Genomic DNA, 13,613 nt, shown 5'->3' with positions numbered 1-13,613 from the left:
TTTAAATTTTCAGAAATTGTGCAATTTGTTGGCGTTGCATTGGCGGGAAAAGGGAGCCGCTTTTGTTTTGTAGTTTCTGTGGCTGCCGGTTTTTTTGAGAGAACAAGCCGGTTTGGGTGTTGAATGTTAATTTTCCTTCCTGAAAAACTCTTTCTTCCGTTTCTTTTTCTGATTTCATGGAAACAAAGGTCAGCTTTTCTATTTTCCCGGATAGTTTGTGAATCTGCAGCCAGAAAAAGATTTTGCTTTTATCTGTTTCGTTCTTCAGATCCGTTCGTTTTACTTCGGCCAGAATAATTGTTTCGTTTTCAAGATAGAAAAGGATTTTTATTTTTTTGGAGGGAGACATTTGGCTATAAGGTGATTTCAGAGGTGTATTTTTCAATTTCCAGAAACCGGATCAGGGGATCAAGATCAATGGTTTCTTCGCCGGAAAGGATAAGGGTCTGGCTGTCTATTTCCTGTAACATGCCGCATTTGAAATGACTTGCCCAGATATGTTCCATGTACCAGTCGGGTTCTTTTCCCCAGCGCAGGTCTTTTGATTTCCGCCGCCAGAATGTTTGCTTGCTGATGGTCAGAAAGATCTTTTTATCGTATTGGCTGTAAATATGTTTATCGCAAAAAGCAAATAATCCTTCTGCAATAACAATGTCGTATTCTTCCTTGGCTTTTAACAGATGCCGGTAATATTTTGCCAGGTCGATGGATTCGGGAATTTCCCAGTCGATATGTCCGTTGATACGGGGAATCTCATTTTCGGGACGGGCAAAATCGTCTTGGCATAAGATGAGAACACGCAACGGATTCAGAGCGGCTTTCAGCCGGTTGGCCAGGGTGGTTTTTCCGGCATTGCTCACTCCTCCAATTCCAATGATCATAGATGTATTTGTAATTGCTGAATATGCGGCAAAAATAGGAGTTTATTTTGACTTTTCACTTTGACCGGGAATAAATTGATAAGCTCCTAAATCTGGTGTTTGCCCGCGTGGGTTTCCTAAAATATCCAACGGAACTTTTGCTCCGATAGCCGGATCGCCTGCTCCGATAGCCGGCGAAAGGGTATCGATACGGTAATCATTCGTTTCCAGATCAAGAAATTTCGGATCTTTATTTTTGATGATAGAACGGAAATAATCGGGATTATCCATTCTTAAAGTGGTTTTTACAAGACAATGATCTAACAGGTAAGAAGAGTCTGCTCCGGAAACCATCGATGTCTCAAATTCATTCTCGTTATAGCCGTAAATAATGCTGTTTCCCAGGAAGAAGTGCATTGGATATGGAATAGGAAGATCGTTGGTGTCTTTTAAGTAATTTGTAAGTATAACTGTTGGTGCATTACGGATAGAATAGGTCCAGTAATTAGCCAGCGTACTTTGCAAGAACTGGTAATCGCCGCCTCCGGTAAGTGCCAGGCAGTATCCTCCACTGTTGGCTGCAACCAGGTTTTGGGCGTCGATGGTGTAATTTTTGGACAGGATGGATGCGCCGTTTGTATTATAAATTTGAACATTATTCAATAACAGGCGGTTTTCGTTTTTATGAAAAAAAGACTCTGCCTGAATGCCGATAAAACTATTTTTAATAATGGCGTTTTCAATTTTATCATCATAGCCTTTTCTTCCTTCCATAATCCAGATGCGGTCCCATTGTCCGGGGAGGTCAGCATAATCTTGTTCTAAACGATCGCCTTGAAAAATAACCGGTTGGCTTTGTGTTCCGGAAACAGTAAGCTGCCCGTCAGAATAAATCCATAAACCAGAATTTTTGTGAAAATAAATTTTTGTTCCTGCGTCAATTGTCAGGCTTCCATATGAATTTACTACCGCGAATCCATAAATCACGATCGGTTTATCGTTTTTCCATACTACATTTTGCAAGCTGTCAGCTATGATTTTATAGGCAGGGAATCCTTCCGGATGATGATCGGCCAGAATGTAATAGGCATTTTTCCCCCAGGCCACCAGCTTGACAACTTGCTGATTTCCGTTGATCGTGAAAAGTAGCTGATCTTCTACCACAAAAGGCGTAGTGGCATCATTGGGGTCAATGGTAACGCGGGCAAAAATAAACAGGCTGTCGTTGCCTCTGATTTCCACATCTTTACCGTCAAATGTGGCCTCGCCGTCAATGTTGATGCGAAAAGGAGATGCGGTGCCTTTTTCGAGCCGGATATCGGAAATGATAATTTTTGATGATGATGGATTATACACCATCAGCCGGTGTGTAGCCGAGCCTAAGGAGGTAAAGACGGTATCAAATAAAATGGTGTCGTTTGAAAAGGCGAGCTTGATATCCGGACTGGTATCCACCGTGTCTTTTGTACAGGATGAAAAAATCCATAATACTCCCACAAGCACCAAAAAGGTGGCCCGGAGAAAAAGAAAATTTTGTTTATAGCGTTTAATAAATGCCAATGAAGCTTATTTTTGGGACAAAGATAACCAACTATTGAATAGACGACAGATAAGAAAAAATATTGTAACATTGCAAAAAAATGATGTTCTATGAAAAGTTATGCTCGTATTCTCTTTTTGACTGTGGCGGGAGTTTTGTTTTTTTCCTTTCCGGCTGCAGCACAATATCAAAATCTAACGCACAGTGATTCATCTAAAAACACACAACATGTTGGCCAGGTAGAACGCATCTCACCATATGGGAAAAAAGCCCGGAGTTCAAATGGCGGTGGCTTTTTCTTTGGCGGTGGTTTGGGAGGCGGTTATTCCACATATAGTTCTTATATCCAAATTACACCAATTATTGGTTATCGTGTAACTTCCCAGTTTCAGGTGGGAACACGATTGACATATATGCATCAGTGGTATAAAGATTATATGAATAACAAATACAATTATGATATTTACGGCGGAAGTTTGTTTGTGCGGTATATTTTCTGGAAATCGCTTTATGCTCAGGCAGAATATGAAGTTTTGAGTGTTCCTGATTATTATTCGGCTGACCAGGATGCCTCACGAACGATAAACAGCTTTTTTGCCGGTCTGGGCTTTATGCAAAGCATGGGAGGAAGGGCTTTTATGTATGTGTCCGTTCTCTATAACTTTCTGGAGGACCAGTATACCCCGTACAGTAATCCTTTGGTCCGTGTCGGTTTTGGGGTAGGATTGTAACCGGCCTAAAGCATTTCTTCCACCACGTCTTCTTCAATCCGGAGATTGTCCATGATGAACTCCTGTCGCTTGGGCGTGTTTTTCCCCATGTAAAAAGCCAGTGTTTCGGCTACGGAAGCTTCTCTTTTCAGAATGACCGGATCTAACCGGATGTTTTTCCCAATAAAATGACGGAATTCACCGGGGGAAATTTCTCCTAAACCTTTAAACCGGGTAATTTCCGGATTAGGCTTCAGTTTTTCGATGGCTGCAAGGCGTTCCTCGTCGGAATAGCAATAGAGCGTTTCTTTTTTATTCCTAACGCGGAACAGCGGGGTTTGCAGAATGTATAAATGTCCGGTTTTCACCAGGTCCGGATAAAACTGCAGGAAAAAAGTCAGCAGCAACAGCCGGATGTGCATGCCGTCCACATCGGCATCGGTAGCAATGACAATGTTGTTATAACGGAGATTCTCTAAACTTTCGTCGATGTTTAAAGCGGCTTGTAACAGGTTAAATTCTTCGTTTTGATAAACGATCTTTTTACTTAAACCGTAACTGTTCAGGGGTTTCCCCTTTAAGCTGAAAACGGCTTGTGTCTGGACATCACGCGATTTGGTGATCGAGCCACTGGCCGAGTCGCCCTCCGTGATGAACAGGGTGGTTTCCAGCCGTTTTTCATGATTGGTGTTCAGATGGATCCGGCAGTCACGAAGTTTTTTGTTGTGCAGGCTGGCTTTTTTTACACTTTCGCGGGCCAGTTTTTTAATGCCGGCCATCTCTTTTCGCTCTTTCTCCGATTGCAGAATCTTTTTGTATAAAGCTTCAGCTGTTTCGGTATGAATATGCAGATAGTTGTCGAGATTTCGTTTTACAATATCATTGATATAATTGCGGATGGTTTGTCCGCCCGGTTCCATGTATTGCGATCCCAGCTTGGTTTTGGTTTGTGATTCAAACACCGGTTCCGAAACTTTGATGCTGAGTGTGGCCAGCAGCGAAGTACGGATATCACTGGTGTCAAAATCTTTACCGTAAAATTCGCGGATGGTTTTCACCAGTGCTTCTCTGAAAGCACTTTGATGGGTTCCGCCTTGTGTAGTGTGCTGGCCGTTGACAAAAGAGTAATACTCTTCGCTGTAGGAACTGGAGCTGTGCGAAAAAGCACATTCGAAATCACCTTCCTGAATATGAATAATCGGGTAGCGCAGCGGACCGTTTCCGTTGATATTGCGTTCCAGAAGATCCAACAAACCATTTTTGGCTTGCATACGCTGTCCATTGAAAACAATGGTAAGCCCGTTGTTCAGGAAAACATAATTCCACAACATCTCTTCCACGTATTCAAGGATGAAATGGATGTTGCCGAAAATTTCCTCATCAGGGATAAATTTGACCAGTGTTCCCTGTTTTTCGTCACACTCTTTTATTTCTTCATCGCGGACAAGCTCGCCCCGGTGATATTCTACAATTTTCGTTTTCCCCTCGCGGATGGATTGGGTGTAAAAATAAGAGGAAAGGGCGTTGACGGCTTTGGATCCTACACCGTTCAGTCCTACCGACTTTTTGAAAACTTTCGAGTCGTATTTGGCACCGGTATTGATTTGGCTTACACAGGCTTTTACTTTTCCCAAAGGCATCCCGCGGCCATAATCACGAACCGTAACCTGTTTGTCTTCAATGGTTACCTCAATCACTTTTCCGTTTCCCATGACGTATTCGTCAATGGAATTATCCATGATCTCTTTCAGCAGGACATAAATACCATCATCCGGGGAACTTCCGTCTCCCAGTTTTCCGATATACATTCCCGGACGCAGCCGGATATGTTCTTTCCAGTCGAGCGACCGGATGCTATCATCATTATATTCTGCTGCCATATTTTTTCCTTTGCTGCAAAAATAGAAGATTGCGGGTTGAAAACAACGGTCGTTGTCAATACTTTTTAAACATTTTTTGTTGAAAACCCTGAAATGATAAGGCTTTCAGAAGTACATCAAACAACAAAAGCCGTTTTGAAGAAGTAAAAAAACGGCTTTTGTCGATAACGCTTTCTTCAGGATGTTTAAGTTTCACTGATTTAGTGTCCCGGGACTATTTTTCTTTGTTTGTCCGGATGCCCAAAAGGGGATAAAACGGACAAAAACGAATAAAAGCCGTTAAGAGCGGAACAAGGGCAATAAGTCCCCACCAGTTTTTGGTGTAAAATCCCCAAATGGCAATAACAATGCCCAGGATCATCCGGATGATCTGATCGATTTTTCCAATGTTTTGTGTCATGGCAAATGATTTTTGTTTGCTGCAAAATTAAAGGGAGCGTAGGGGATAGTCTGTGACAAATGTTACAATTGGGCTTTTATTTCAATTGAAGAGCGGTGTTGTATTATTTTTCTTTCATTTTCCAATTGCTTTAAAAGGCGGGAGACAACTTCGCGGGCTGTCCCTAATTCATTGGCCAGTTGCTGATGGGTAACGGGGATCATGTTATTTTGTTCCTGTTCTTGTTTTTGTTTCAAAAGCTGTACAAGCCTAAAATCCATTGTTTTGAAGGCTACGGAGTCGATGAAAAATACGATTTCGCGAAAGCGGTCTCTGAACAGCGTTAAGAAAAACTCATTGCATTGTGGAAAACGGGTATGTAAATCGTTTAAAACGTCCACCGGGATTGATAATAGTTTGGTGTCAGATTCTGTTTCGGCATAAGCCACACTTTGAGTTCGAGTGAGACCTGCAACGATCGATAAAGCGCAACTCTCACCAGGATGGATATAGTACAGCAAAACTTCTTTTCCCTGTTCGCCGCGGCGCATTACTTTTATCCTCCCCTCGTAAACATAAGGAACAACGGCTACATAAGCATCTTGTTCGAGTATGCGTGTGTGGGCCGGGATTTCCATAAACTTACTTTTAGCCAGTATTTCTTTAACGAGTTGTCCGTCGCTAAACCTTTTCCGTAAAAAGCGTTCTATTTTATCCATTGGTTTCTTGTTTATCTGGATCAGCAGGAGTTTATCTTGTGGCAGAAGAATGCCCTTTTTACAAAAGTAATGAATCTTTTATTCTGTGTTGTTCAGGGGTTTCATGATACAAGATCAGAGAATTATTTATACAGGTTCCGGTTTGAAAAAGAGAAATGAAATTTTTTTTGATGGCTTTTTGTCCGGAAAAGAATCGTCCGGAAAGTTTCGTTGATGTATTTGGAATTTCCTGTTAATTTTGCCGAAAAATAATGGTTTTATGGAGCTGGAAAAGAGAGTGGAAGCTTTTGCCCAATTGGGAAGGATTTTGCGGGAAACCTTTGGAGATGAAACGCGAAAAATATCATCGCCAGGCAGCGAACCGGTCAAAAAACTTTTGGAAGAAGCTGACAGGGCACAGCAATACAACGGATGGTTTACGCCTGATTTTGTCTCCCGGGCTTTGTATGCCTTGGGTGAAAGCTTGGAAACGGAAAAACTTCAGCAATGGCTGTCGGTATATGATAAAAAGCGTTTAGAGCCGGTGAATCCGAAAACGGTGGGCGTGGTGATGGCGGGAAATGTTCCGGCGGTCGGGTTTCATGATTTTTTAAGTGTACTCATCAGCGGCCATCGTATTCAGGCACGTTTATCCTCAGAAGATAACAAGCTTATGCCGGCGATTGCTGCTGTGCTGAAAGAAATTGAACCAGGTTTTGCAAATTATATTGCTTTTACTGAAGAAATACTAAAAGGTTTTGATGCTATTATTGCTACGGGAAGCAATAATACATCCCGTTATTTCGAATATTACTTTGGAAAATATCCGAACATCATCCGGAAAAACAGAAACGGGGTAGCGGTACTTACCGGACAGGAAACAGACGACCAGTTACGTGCCCTGGCTGATGATGTTTTTCTTTATTACGGGCTGGGCTGCCGGAATGTGGCTAAACTTTATGTGCCTGAAAACTATGATTTTGAACACCTTCTCCGAATTTTTGCCGAAAAAAAAGAAATAACCCAAAACCATAAGTATTTTAATAATTACGAATACAATAAAGCAATCTTCCTGGTAAACAAACGGCCGCATCTTGATACCGGGAACCTTTTGTTGGTGGAAGATGAAAAGATGGTTTCGCCGGTTGCTGTTTTGCATTATGAGTATTATTCATCGGATACCGGATTGCGGAATCACCTGATGGTAAATACAGATCAGATACAGTGTGTGGTAACAGATGCTGCTTTTTTGAAGAATACTGTTCCGTTTGGAAAGAGCCAATCTCCTGAATTATGGGATTATGCCGACGGGGTAGATACCCTGAAATTTTTGATCGCATTATGAGAATAGCTTGTCTTTTCACATGGAGAAAAAAATATTGAAAAAAATTAGGAAGTTAAAGAGTTATCCGCTATTTTTGCACCCCCAAATTTGACAGGAAAAACATAAAAAAATGAAGAAAGATATTCATCCTAAAAATTACAGGCTGGTTGTTTTTAAAGACATGTCAAACGACTATGCTTTTATTACGCGGTCTACCGTAAATACCAAAGATACCATTGTGTGGGAAGATGGCAAGGAATATCCTTTGGTTAAGCTTGAAATTTCTAACAAATCACATCCGTTCTTTACCGGTAAGATGAAACTGGTAGATACGGCTGGTCGTGTGGATAAATTCCGCAACCGTTACAAAAAATTTCAGGAAAAAAGAAAACAATAACCGGAAACGGTGAATAAAAGAACCCTTGTCGGTCTTAACGGCAGGGGTTTTTTGGTTTAGAAAAGTCCCAAATTAAAGTACTGGAGCCATTGCCGGCATTGATTTTCATCGTATCTTAGCTTTTTATCCTGTAAACCGAAAAATTATGAATTACATCCTTTTTGATGGCGACAGCAGAGACCACCTGCTGCCCTTTACTTATACCCGTCCGGTAGCTGATATCCGCTGGGGAATAACCACTTTGCGTGAAAAATGGGAAAGGTTGCTTCGGCAAAAAACATCTACGCTGACGCGTGATTATCTTTCCGAAAAGTTTCCGGTTCAGATTGAAGAAGAAAACATACTGATTAATGGCTCTGTTGTTCCTGACCCGGATCTGATAAAACAAATTCAAAAATTACGAACGGGACAGGCTTTGGTGAAAGATGATGTAATGCTGGCGATGTTTGTTCATGCCCGCGAAATAGAAAATCTGGACGATGCAGCTCCTGAAGCTGTTCCTTACCCGGAACCGGTGCGGCGTTTGCAGCACGTATGGGAAATCTTTGCCATGAATCATGAAATGATTCGTCTTGATTTTGATTCCATTACCTCTGGACGGAAATCGCAGCCGTTAAGCTCAACAAATTTTGTTCTGGGAAATTCGGATCAGATTTTCTTAGAAGAAGGAGCACAAGTTGAATTTGCTTTTTTAAATGTGCAGGATGGCCCTATATACATAGGAAAAGATGCCACCGTTATGGAAGGGGCAAAGATCCGCGGACCGTTTGCTTTAGGTGAAAAATCCATGGTGAAAATGGATGCTAAAATTTATAGTGGAACAACCATTGGTCCGCAGTGTAAAGTGGGCGGGGAGGTCAATAATTCGGTTCTTTTTGGCTTTTCCAATAAAGCGCATGATGGTTTCCTGGGAAATTCGGTGCTGGGTGAATGGTGTAATTTGGGAGCCGATACCAATGTTTCCAATCTGAAAAATACTTATGAACCGGTAAAGCTTTGGTCTTGTGTTTCAGAACATTTTGAGAATACCGGCCGGCAGTTTTGCGGACTGATGATGGGCGATCATTCCAAAACGGGGATTAATACCATGTTTAATACAGGAACAGTTGTAGGCGTGTTTGCAAACATTTTTGGCGATGGTTATCAGCGAAATTATATCCCGTCGTTCTCGTGGGGCGGCAAGCATGGCCTGTCTCATTATAATTTGAAAAAGGCTTTTCAGGTGGCCGAAGCTGTTTTTGCCCGCCGGGGTAAAACTTTTGATGAAACGGAGAAAAAAATACTGACCCATATTTTTGAAATGACTTTCGATAAACGCCGTTAATCGGATTTTTTCTGCCAAAACAGAAAAGGAATAAAAATGGTACGGTCATTGCCCTGAAAAAGGTACCGGAATTCGACTGCCGTGATGAAAAATTTGGGATCCAGCGAATTATCCGGTAAGAAAAGAATGGAAGATGGGGGATGAGAAAGATATACTGACAAATAGACAGAAAAAATCATGAAAAATATTTTTGCACTGGATGATATTGTAAATGGTGATACGGAATTTTTCCCGTTGATGTCGCCTGAAGATGAGAAGAAAATGAACGAGGAAGAAATTCCGGAAGAGCTTCCTATTTTGCCTTTACGCAACATGGTACTTTTTCCCGGGGTGGTTATTCCTATTACTGCCGGACGGGAGAAAAGTGTGAAACTTTTGCGCGAAGCTTATCAGGGAGCAAAAATTATCGGGGTGGTGGCTCAAAAAGATGCCGAAACCGAAGATCCCGGAGAAAAAGACCTGCATCCGGTGGGTACCGTGGCTCGTATTATTAAAATTCTGCAGATGCCCGATGGGAATACCACGGCCATTATTCAGGGCAAACGTCGTTTTGTCATTGAAGAAATGCTTCAGGAAGAGCCTTATTTTAAGGCGAAAGTGAAGAGTTACGGTTCTCAGGAAGATATCCCCAATGATGAAGTTTTTCAGGCATTGATCTCTTCTATTCGCGATTTGGCCATTCAGATTATTGAAAAGTCTCCGGTTATTCCTTCGGAGTCTTCATTTGCCATCAATAATATTGAAAGTCCGGTTTTCCTCATCAATTTTGTTTCGTCCAACCTGAATGTAGATAACGGACAAAAACAACAGCTGCTGGAAATGACCAGTCTGGAAGAACGGGCTAACAAGGTGCTGGAGCTCTTGACCAAAGAGTTACAGGTGCTGGAATTGAAAAATCAGATCCAAACCAAAGTAAAGGTGGATTTGGATAAACAACAGCGCGATTATTTGCTGAATCAGCAGCTGAAAACCATACAAGAAGAACTCGGCGGTGCGCCTCATGAGCAGGATATTAAAAAACTGGAAAAGAAAGCTGCACGAAAAAAATGGCCGGAAGAAGTAGCTGAAACTTTTCAGCAGGAACTTTCGCGATTGCAACGGATGAATCCGAATGCAGCGGAATATTCTATCCAGATGAATTATCTGGAATTTTTGGTGGATCTGCCCTGGAACGAGTTTACCAAAGATCATTTGAATTTGAAAAGAGCCCGTCAGATTTTGGATAAAGATCATTACGGGTTGGAAAAGATCAAAGAGCGAATTATCGAATATCTTGCCGTTTTGAAACTGAAAAACGACATGAAAGCACCGATCCTTTGTTTTGTAGGCCCTCCCGGAGTGGGAAAAACATCGCTGGGACGGTCGATTGCCCGCGCTTTGGGCCGGAAATATGTGCGCATGTCGTTGGGCGGATTGCGTGACGAATCGGAATTGCGGGGACACCGGAAAACGTATATCGGTGCCATGCCCGGCCGGATTTTGCAAAACCTGAAGAAAACGCAATCGGCCAATCCGGTTTTTATGCTGGATGAAATTGATAAAGTAAGTGGTAATAATTTTAGCGGAGATCCACAGGCTGCTTTGCTTGAGATTCTTGATCCGGAACAAAATAATGCTTTCTACGATAATTATCTTGAGCTGGATTTTGATTTGTCGAAGGTGATGTTTATTGCCACGGCCAACAGCCTGTCGGGTGTACATCCGGCTTTGGTTGACCGGATGGAAGTGATTGAGCTTAGTGGATATTTATTGGAAGAAAAAGTGGAGATTGCCCGGAGGCATCTTTTGAAGAAGATTTTTGAAGAAAATGGTATTCAAAAGAAACAGCTTGTTTTTCCCAAGAAAACAATAGAAACCATTATTGACCAATATACCCGGGAAGCCGGCGTTCGTTTACTGGAAAAACAGATTGCCAAGGTTGTTCGGAACAGGGCCCGGTTTATTGCCATGGACGAGCCGTTTGATGCAAAAATAAAACCGTCGGATTTACCCGATATCCTTGGAAAACCACGTTTTACACGCGATCAGCTGGTTTCTAATGAAAAAACCGGTGTGGTTACCGGGCTGGCCTGGACACGGGTTGGCGGCGAGATCCTTTTTGTAGAAGTGAGCCTGAGTAAAGGGGATGGGAAACAATTGAAGTTAACTGGAAACCTGGGCGATGTGATGAAAGAATCGGCTGTGTTGGCTTATGAGTTTTTAAAAGCGCATGCGGAAACGCTGGGGCTGGAGCCGGATGTTTTTGAAAAATGGAATGTGCATATTCATATTCCGGAAGGAGCTACGCCTAAAGATGGCCCGTCAGCAGGCGTTACAATGTTAACCGCCTTGGCTTCGGCTTTTACCCAAAGAAAAGTTCGTCCGTATTTGGCCATGACGGGTGAAATAACCCTGAGAGGAAAAGTGTTGCCGGTAGGGGGGATCAAAGAGAAAATATTGGCGGCTAAGCGGGCTAAAATCAAAACCATTCTTCTTCCCCTTGAAAATAAACCGGACATTGAAGAAATCCCGGAAAAATATATTGAAGGATTAGATTTTGTTTATGTGGATGAAATGCTGGAAGTATGGGAAAAAGCGTTGTTACCCAAAGAATAATCTTTTTCCATAGAAATAAAAAAGCACCGTGAGAGGAAATCTACGGTGCTTTTTTTATGAAATGCTAGGCTTTATTGTATGGGCCTTCTGAAAATATAACGGGTGATAAAAATTCCTTTTCCGTCGCCTTTTCCGGCATCACTTTCCACTCCACTTACGACAAAGGCCAATTGCCATCCCTCGTTAATGATTTTGTTAATGGTTGCTGAAATTAAAGCGTCGTTAGATGCAATGTTCTGAAAATTAATCCCTACGCCACTGTAAAAGTTGAGCAATTTGGTTTCGGCAAAACGGTTTACTTTTAAGCCGGAACGTTTTACTCCTTTTTGCTGGCTTTTTTTCCCGTTAGTACGTTCGGTGGTGTAGTTTGCCGGATTGAGTTCTTCTTTGGTTTCTATAATGCGGGAACGACCAAGCCCCATAGGAACAATGGACTCGACGCTGGTGACGACTTTATACTCATACTTTTGTTGAGGAAAAGCCATCAGTGCAATAAGCATCAGTGTGGCTAAAATTGAAAGTTTTTTCATTTGAAATAAATTTAGGGGGTTAACAATGCTCAAATGTATGGAATATTTTTAATATTTCAATGCTTAAATGCGAAATTTTTTTTGTTTCTCCCTGAAAGACAGCTTATTTTTCCAACATGCCTTTTACATCCGAAAGCTGTCCGTCTGTTTTTACGGGTTGCAGATTTAGGATTTTTGCGATTAGCGGATAAAGATCCACATTTCCGAAACTTTTTTGTTGATAACCTTTTTTAAAGGCTGGGCCCGCAGCATAAAAGATGGCGTGCATGGCCCTCCAGGCGTTATCGTAGCCGTGTGTTCCTTTTCCATGACCGATATGCCAAGACCAGTAGATACTCCAGTTTGAATCGGCGGCAACCGTTAAATCGTGGGTTCTTACATTGGTTCCGTAATGCAGGCGCAGAGGAAGACTGTCATGTTTCCAAACCTGGAGATGGGGAATGTTTTTTAACTTCGTATAAACTGTTTCCAGTTTTCCCGGTTTTACTCCAAAATTATACACCGGATTATTTCCGTCTATATACTGCAGGTTTGCGGTATCAATATAATGGTCAAGAATAATTTCTCTCTTGTTGGAAATGGGGCCCATACCATGGTCAGAAGTAATGATAAAATTCAATTGGCTGTAAATGGGAAGCCGGCGCATAGCCGTGAAAAACTGTCCCAGCCAGCGGTCTAATTGTTCTACCATTTCTTTTGTTTTTTCTCCTCCTGGTCCGTAATGATGCCCATAGCCGTCTGGTTCAGGATAATACCATAGAATAAGATGCGGACGTTTTGATTCAGGGAACGATAGCCAGCGAACCAAACTGTCGATCCTTGACGTAAAAGGAAGGGTGTGATTGTAAGGATACCAGATATCGGGGCGGATGCCTTCGATGGCAGCTTCAGAGCCCACCCAGTAAAGAGTTGCCGTGTGTACGCCCTGTTTTTTGGCGGTTACCCAAATGGGTTCTCCGCCATAAAAAACGCCATTACCTACTGATTTTCTGTCAGAGATACTATACCGCATTTTTAAGTCCGGAGCGTAAAAATTATTCAAAACAATGCCATGGTGATCCGGATAGAGTCCGGTAGCCATACTGTAATGGTTCGGAAAAGTTTTGGATGGAAAGCAGGGAATGATTTCACCAAAAACCCCCACTTTTTTCAGGGAATCTAATACGGGGGTGTGAGCATGGTTGGGATAATCCCACCGGAAGCCGTCAAGCGACAGCATAATCACATAGGGCTTTTGGGTTGTATTTGTCGAAACAGCCTGTTTTTCATTTGTTTTTTGATTACATGACGGAAAAACAAACGTTCCGGATAACAGTGCAATGACGATAAAAAGATGTAAAAATTTTTTCATGAATAAAGAAATAAAAACGGGTTTA

Annotated in this window: 14 protein-coding genes; 5 read left to right on the top strand and 9 right to left on the bottom strand. The window is 42.1% G+C overall.

Annotated features, from left to right (window positions below; translation table 11 throughout):
• Window position 1: 1 nt before the first annotated feature.
• The 3 genes from LA303_RS09365 to LA303_RS09355 are packed head-to-tail and all read right to left on the bottom strand — an operon-like array spanning window position 2 to window position 2,420.
• Window positions 2–349 carry a hypothetical protein gene (locus LA303_RS09365; RefSeq protein ID WP_240525013.1) on the bottom strand — a complete coding sequence of 116 codons (348 nt, stop codon included), beginning with the start codon at window positions 347–349 and terminating at the stop codon, window positions 2–4.
• 4 nt (window positions 350–353) lie between these two features.
• Entirely contained in the window at window positions 354–881 is a 528-nt protein-coding gene (locus tag LA303_RS09360; protein WP_240525012.1) for a nucleoside/nucleotide kinase family protein, read from the bottom strand.
• A gap of 42 nt (window positions 882–923) precedes the next feature.
• Window positions 924–2,420: a hypothetical protein gene (locus LA303_RS09355; protein ID WP_240525011.1), complete on the bottom strand. Its 1,497-nt coding sequence runs from the start codon at window positions 2,418–2,420 to the stop codon at window positions 924–926.
• Between the two features lie 90 nt (window positions 2,421–2,510).
• Between LA303_RS09355 and LA303_RS09350 the strand changes: the two genes are divergently transcribed.
• A complete protein-coding gene (locus LA303_RS09350) occupies window positions 2,511–3,131 on the top strand; it encodes a hypothetical protein (protein ID WP_240525009.1) in 621 nt (206 codons plus the stop codon).
• A 5-nt stretch (window positions 3,132–3,136) separates the two neighbouring features.
• On the opposite strand, the gene LA303_RS09345 is transcribed toward LA303_RS09350, so the two are convergent.
• The 3 genes from LA303_RS09345 to LA303_RS09335 all read right to left on the bottom strand — a co-directional run bounded on the left by LA303_RS09345 (window position 3,137) and on the right by LA303_RS09335 (window position 6,088).
• The gene (locus LA303_RS09345) at window positions 3,137–4,990 is read right to left on the bottom strand and encodes a DNA topoisomerase IV subunit B (protein WP_240525008.1); all 1,854 of its coding nucleotides are present in this window, start codon (window positions 4,988–4,990) and stop codon (window positions 3,137–3,139) included.
• A gap of 214 nt (window positions 4,991–5,204) precedes the next feature.
• Window positions 5,205–5,390 carry a YgaP family membrane protein gene (locus LA303_RS09340; RefSeq protein ID WP_240525007.1) on the bottom strand — a complete coding sequence of 62 codons (186 nt, stop codon included), beginning with the start codon at window positions 5,388–5,390 and terminating at the stop codon, window positions 5,205–5,207.
• 62 nt (window positions 5,391–5,452) lie between these two features.
• Window positions 5,453–6,088, bottom strand: coding sequence for a Crp/Fnr family transcriptional regulator (locus LA303_RS09335; protein ID WP_240525006.1), 636 nt, complete (start codon window positions 6,086–6,088; stop codon window positions 5,453–5,455).
• 259 nt (window positions 6,089–6,347) lie between these two features.
• On the opposite strand from LA303_RS09335, the gene LA303_RS09330 reads away from it, so the two are divergent.
• The 3 genes from LA303_RS09330 to LA303_RS09320 all read left to right on the top strand — a co-directional run bounded on the left by LA303_RS09330 (window position 6,348) and on the right by LA303_RS09320 (window position 9,112).
• Window positions 6,348–7,412, top strand: coding sequence for an acyl-CoA reductase (locus tag LA303_RS09330; protein WP_240525005.1), 1,065 nt, complete (start codon window positions 6,348–6,350; stop codon window positions 7,410–7,412).
• A 109-nt stretch (window positions 7,413–7,521) separates the two neighbouring features.
• Window positions 7,522–7,788: a type B 50S ribosomal protein L31 gene (locus LA303_RS09325; RefSeq protein ID WP_240525004.1), complete on the top strand. Its 267-nt coding sequence runs from the start codon at window positions 7,522–7,524 to the stop codon at window positions 7,786–7,788.
• Between the two features lie 145 nt (window positions 7,789–7,933).
• Complete coding sequence (locus LA303_RS09320) at window positions 7,934–9,112, top strand: GlmU family protein (protein WP_240525003.1); 1,179 nt, start codon at window positions 7,934–7,936, stop codon at window positions 9,110–9,112.
• Here the strand turns inward: LA303_RS09320 and LA303_RS09315 are convergent.
• The gene (locus tag LA303_RS09315) at window positions 9,109–9,291 is read right to left on the bottom strand and encodes a hypothetical protein (RefSeq protein WP_240525001.1); all 183 of its coding nucleotides are present in this window, start codon (window positions 9,289–9,291) and stop codon (window positions 9,109–9,111) included. The two genes, LA303_RS09320 and LA303_RS09315, sit on opposite strands and share 4 nt — an antisense overlap.
• Between LA303_RS09315 and lon the strand changes: the two genes are divergently transcribed.
• Window positions 9,290–11,707, top strand: a complete 2,418-nt coding sequence (gene lon / locus LA303_RS09310) for an endopeptidase La (protein ID WP_240525000.1) — start codon at window positions 9,290–9,292, stop codon at window positions 11,705–11,707. The genes LA303_RS09315 and lon overlap by 2 nt on opposite strands.
• 71 nt (window positions 11,708–11,778) lie before the next feature.
• Here the strand turns inward: lon and LA303_RS09305 are convergent, their stop codons facing one another.
• On the bottom strand, window positions 11,779–12,237 hold the full coding sequence (locus tag LA303_RS09305; protein ID WP_240524999.1) for a hypothetical protein: 459 nt from the start codon (window positions 12,235–12,237) through the stop codon (window positions 11,779–11,781).
• A 103-nt stretch (window positions 12,238–12,340) separates the two neighbouring features.
• Window positions 12,341–13,588, bottom strand: coding sequence for an alkaline phosphatase family protein (locus LA303_RS09300; RefSeq protein WP_240524998.1), 1,248 nt, complete (start codon window positions 13,586–13,588; stop codon window positions 12,341–12,343).
• Between the last annotated feature and the right edge of the window lie 25 nt (window positions 13,589–13,613).

It is taken from the genome of Candidatus Sulfidibacterium hydrothermale, assembly GCF_020149915.1.
Classification (GTDB): Bacteria; Bacteroidota; Bacteroidia; order Bacteroidales; family F082; genus Sulfidibacterium; species Sulfidibacterium hydrothermale.
The sequence above is the reverse complement of the archived record's forward strand: the minus strand, read 5'-3'. Positions and strand labels throughout refer to the sequence as shown.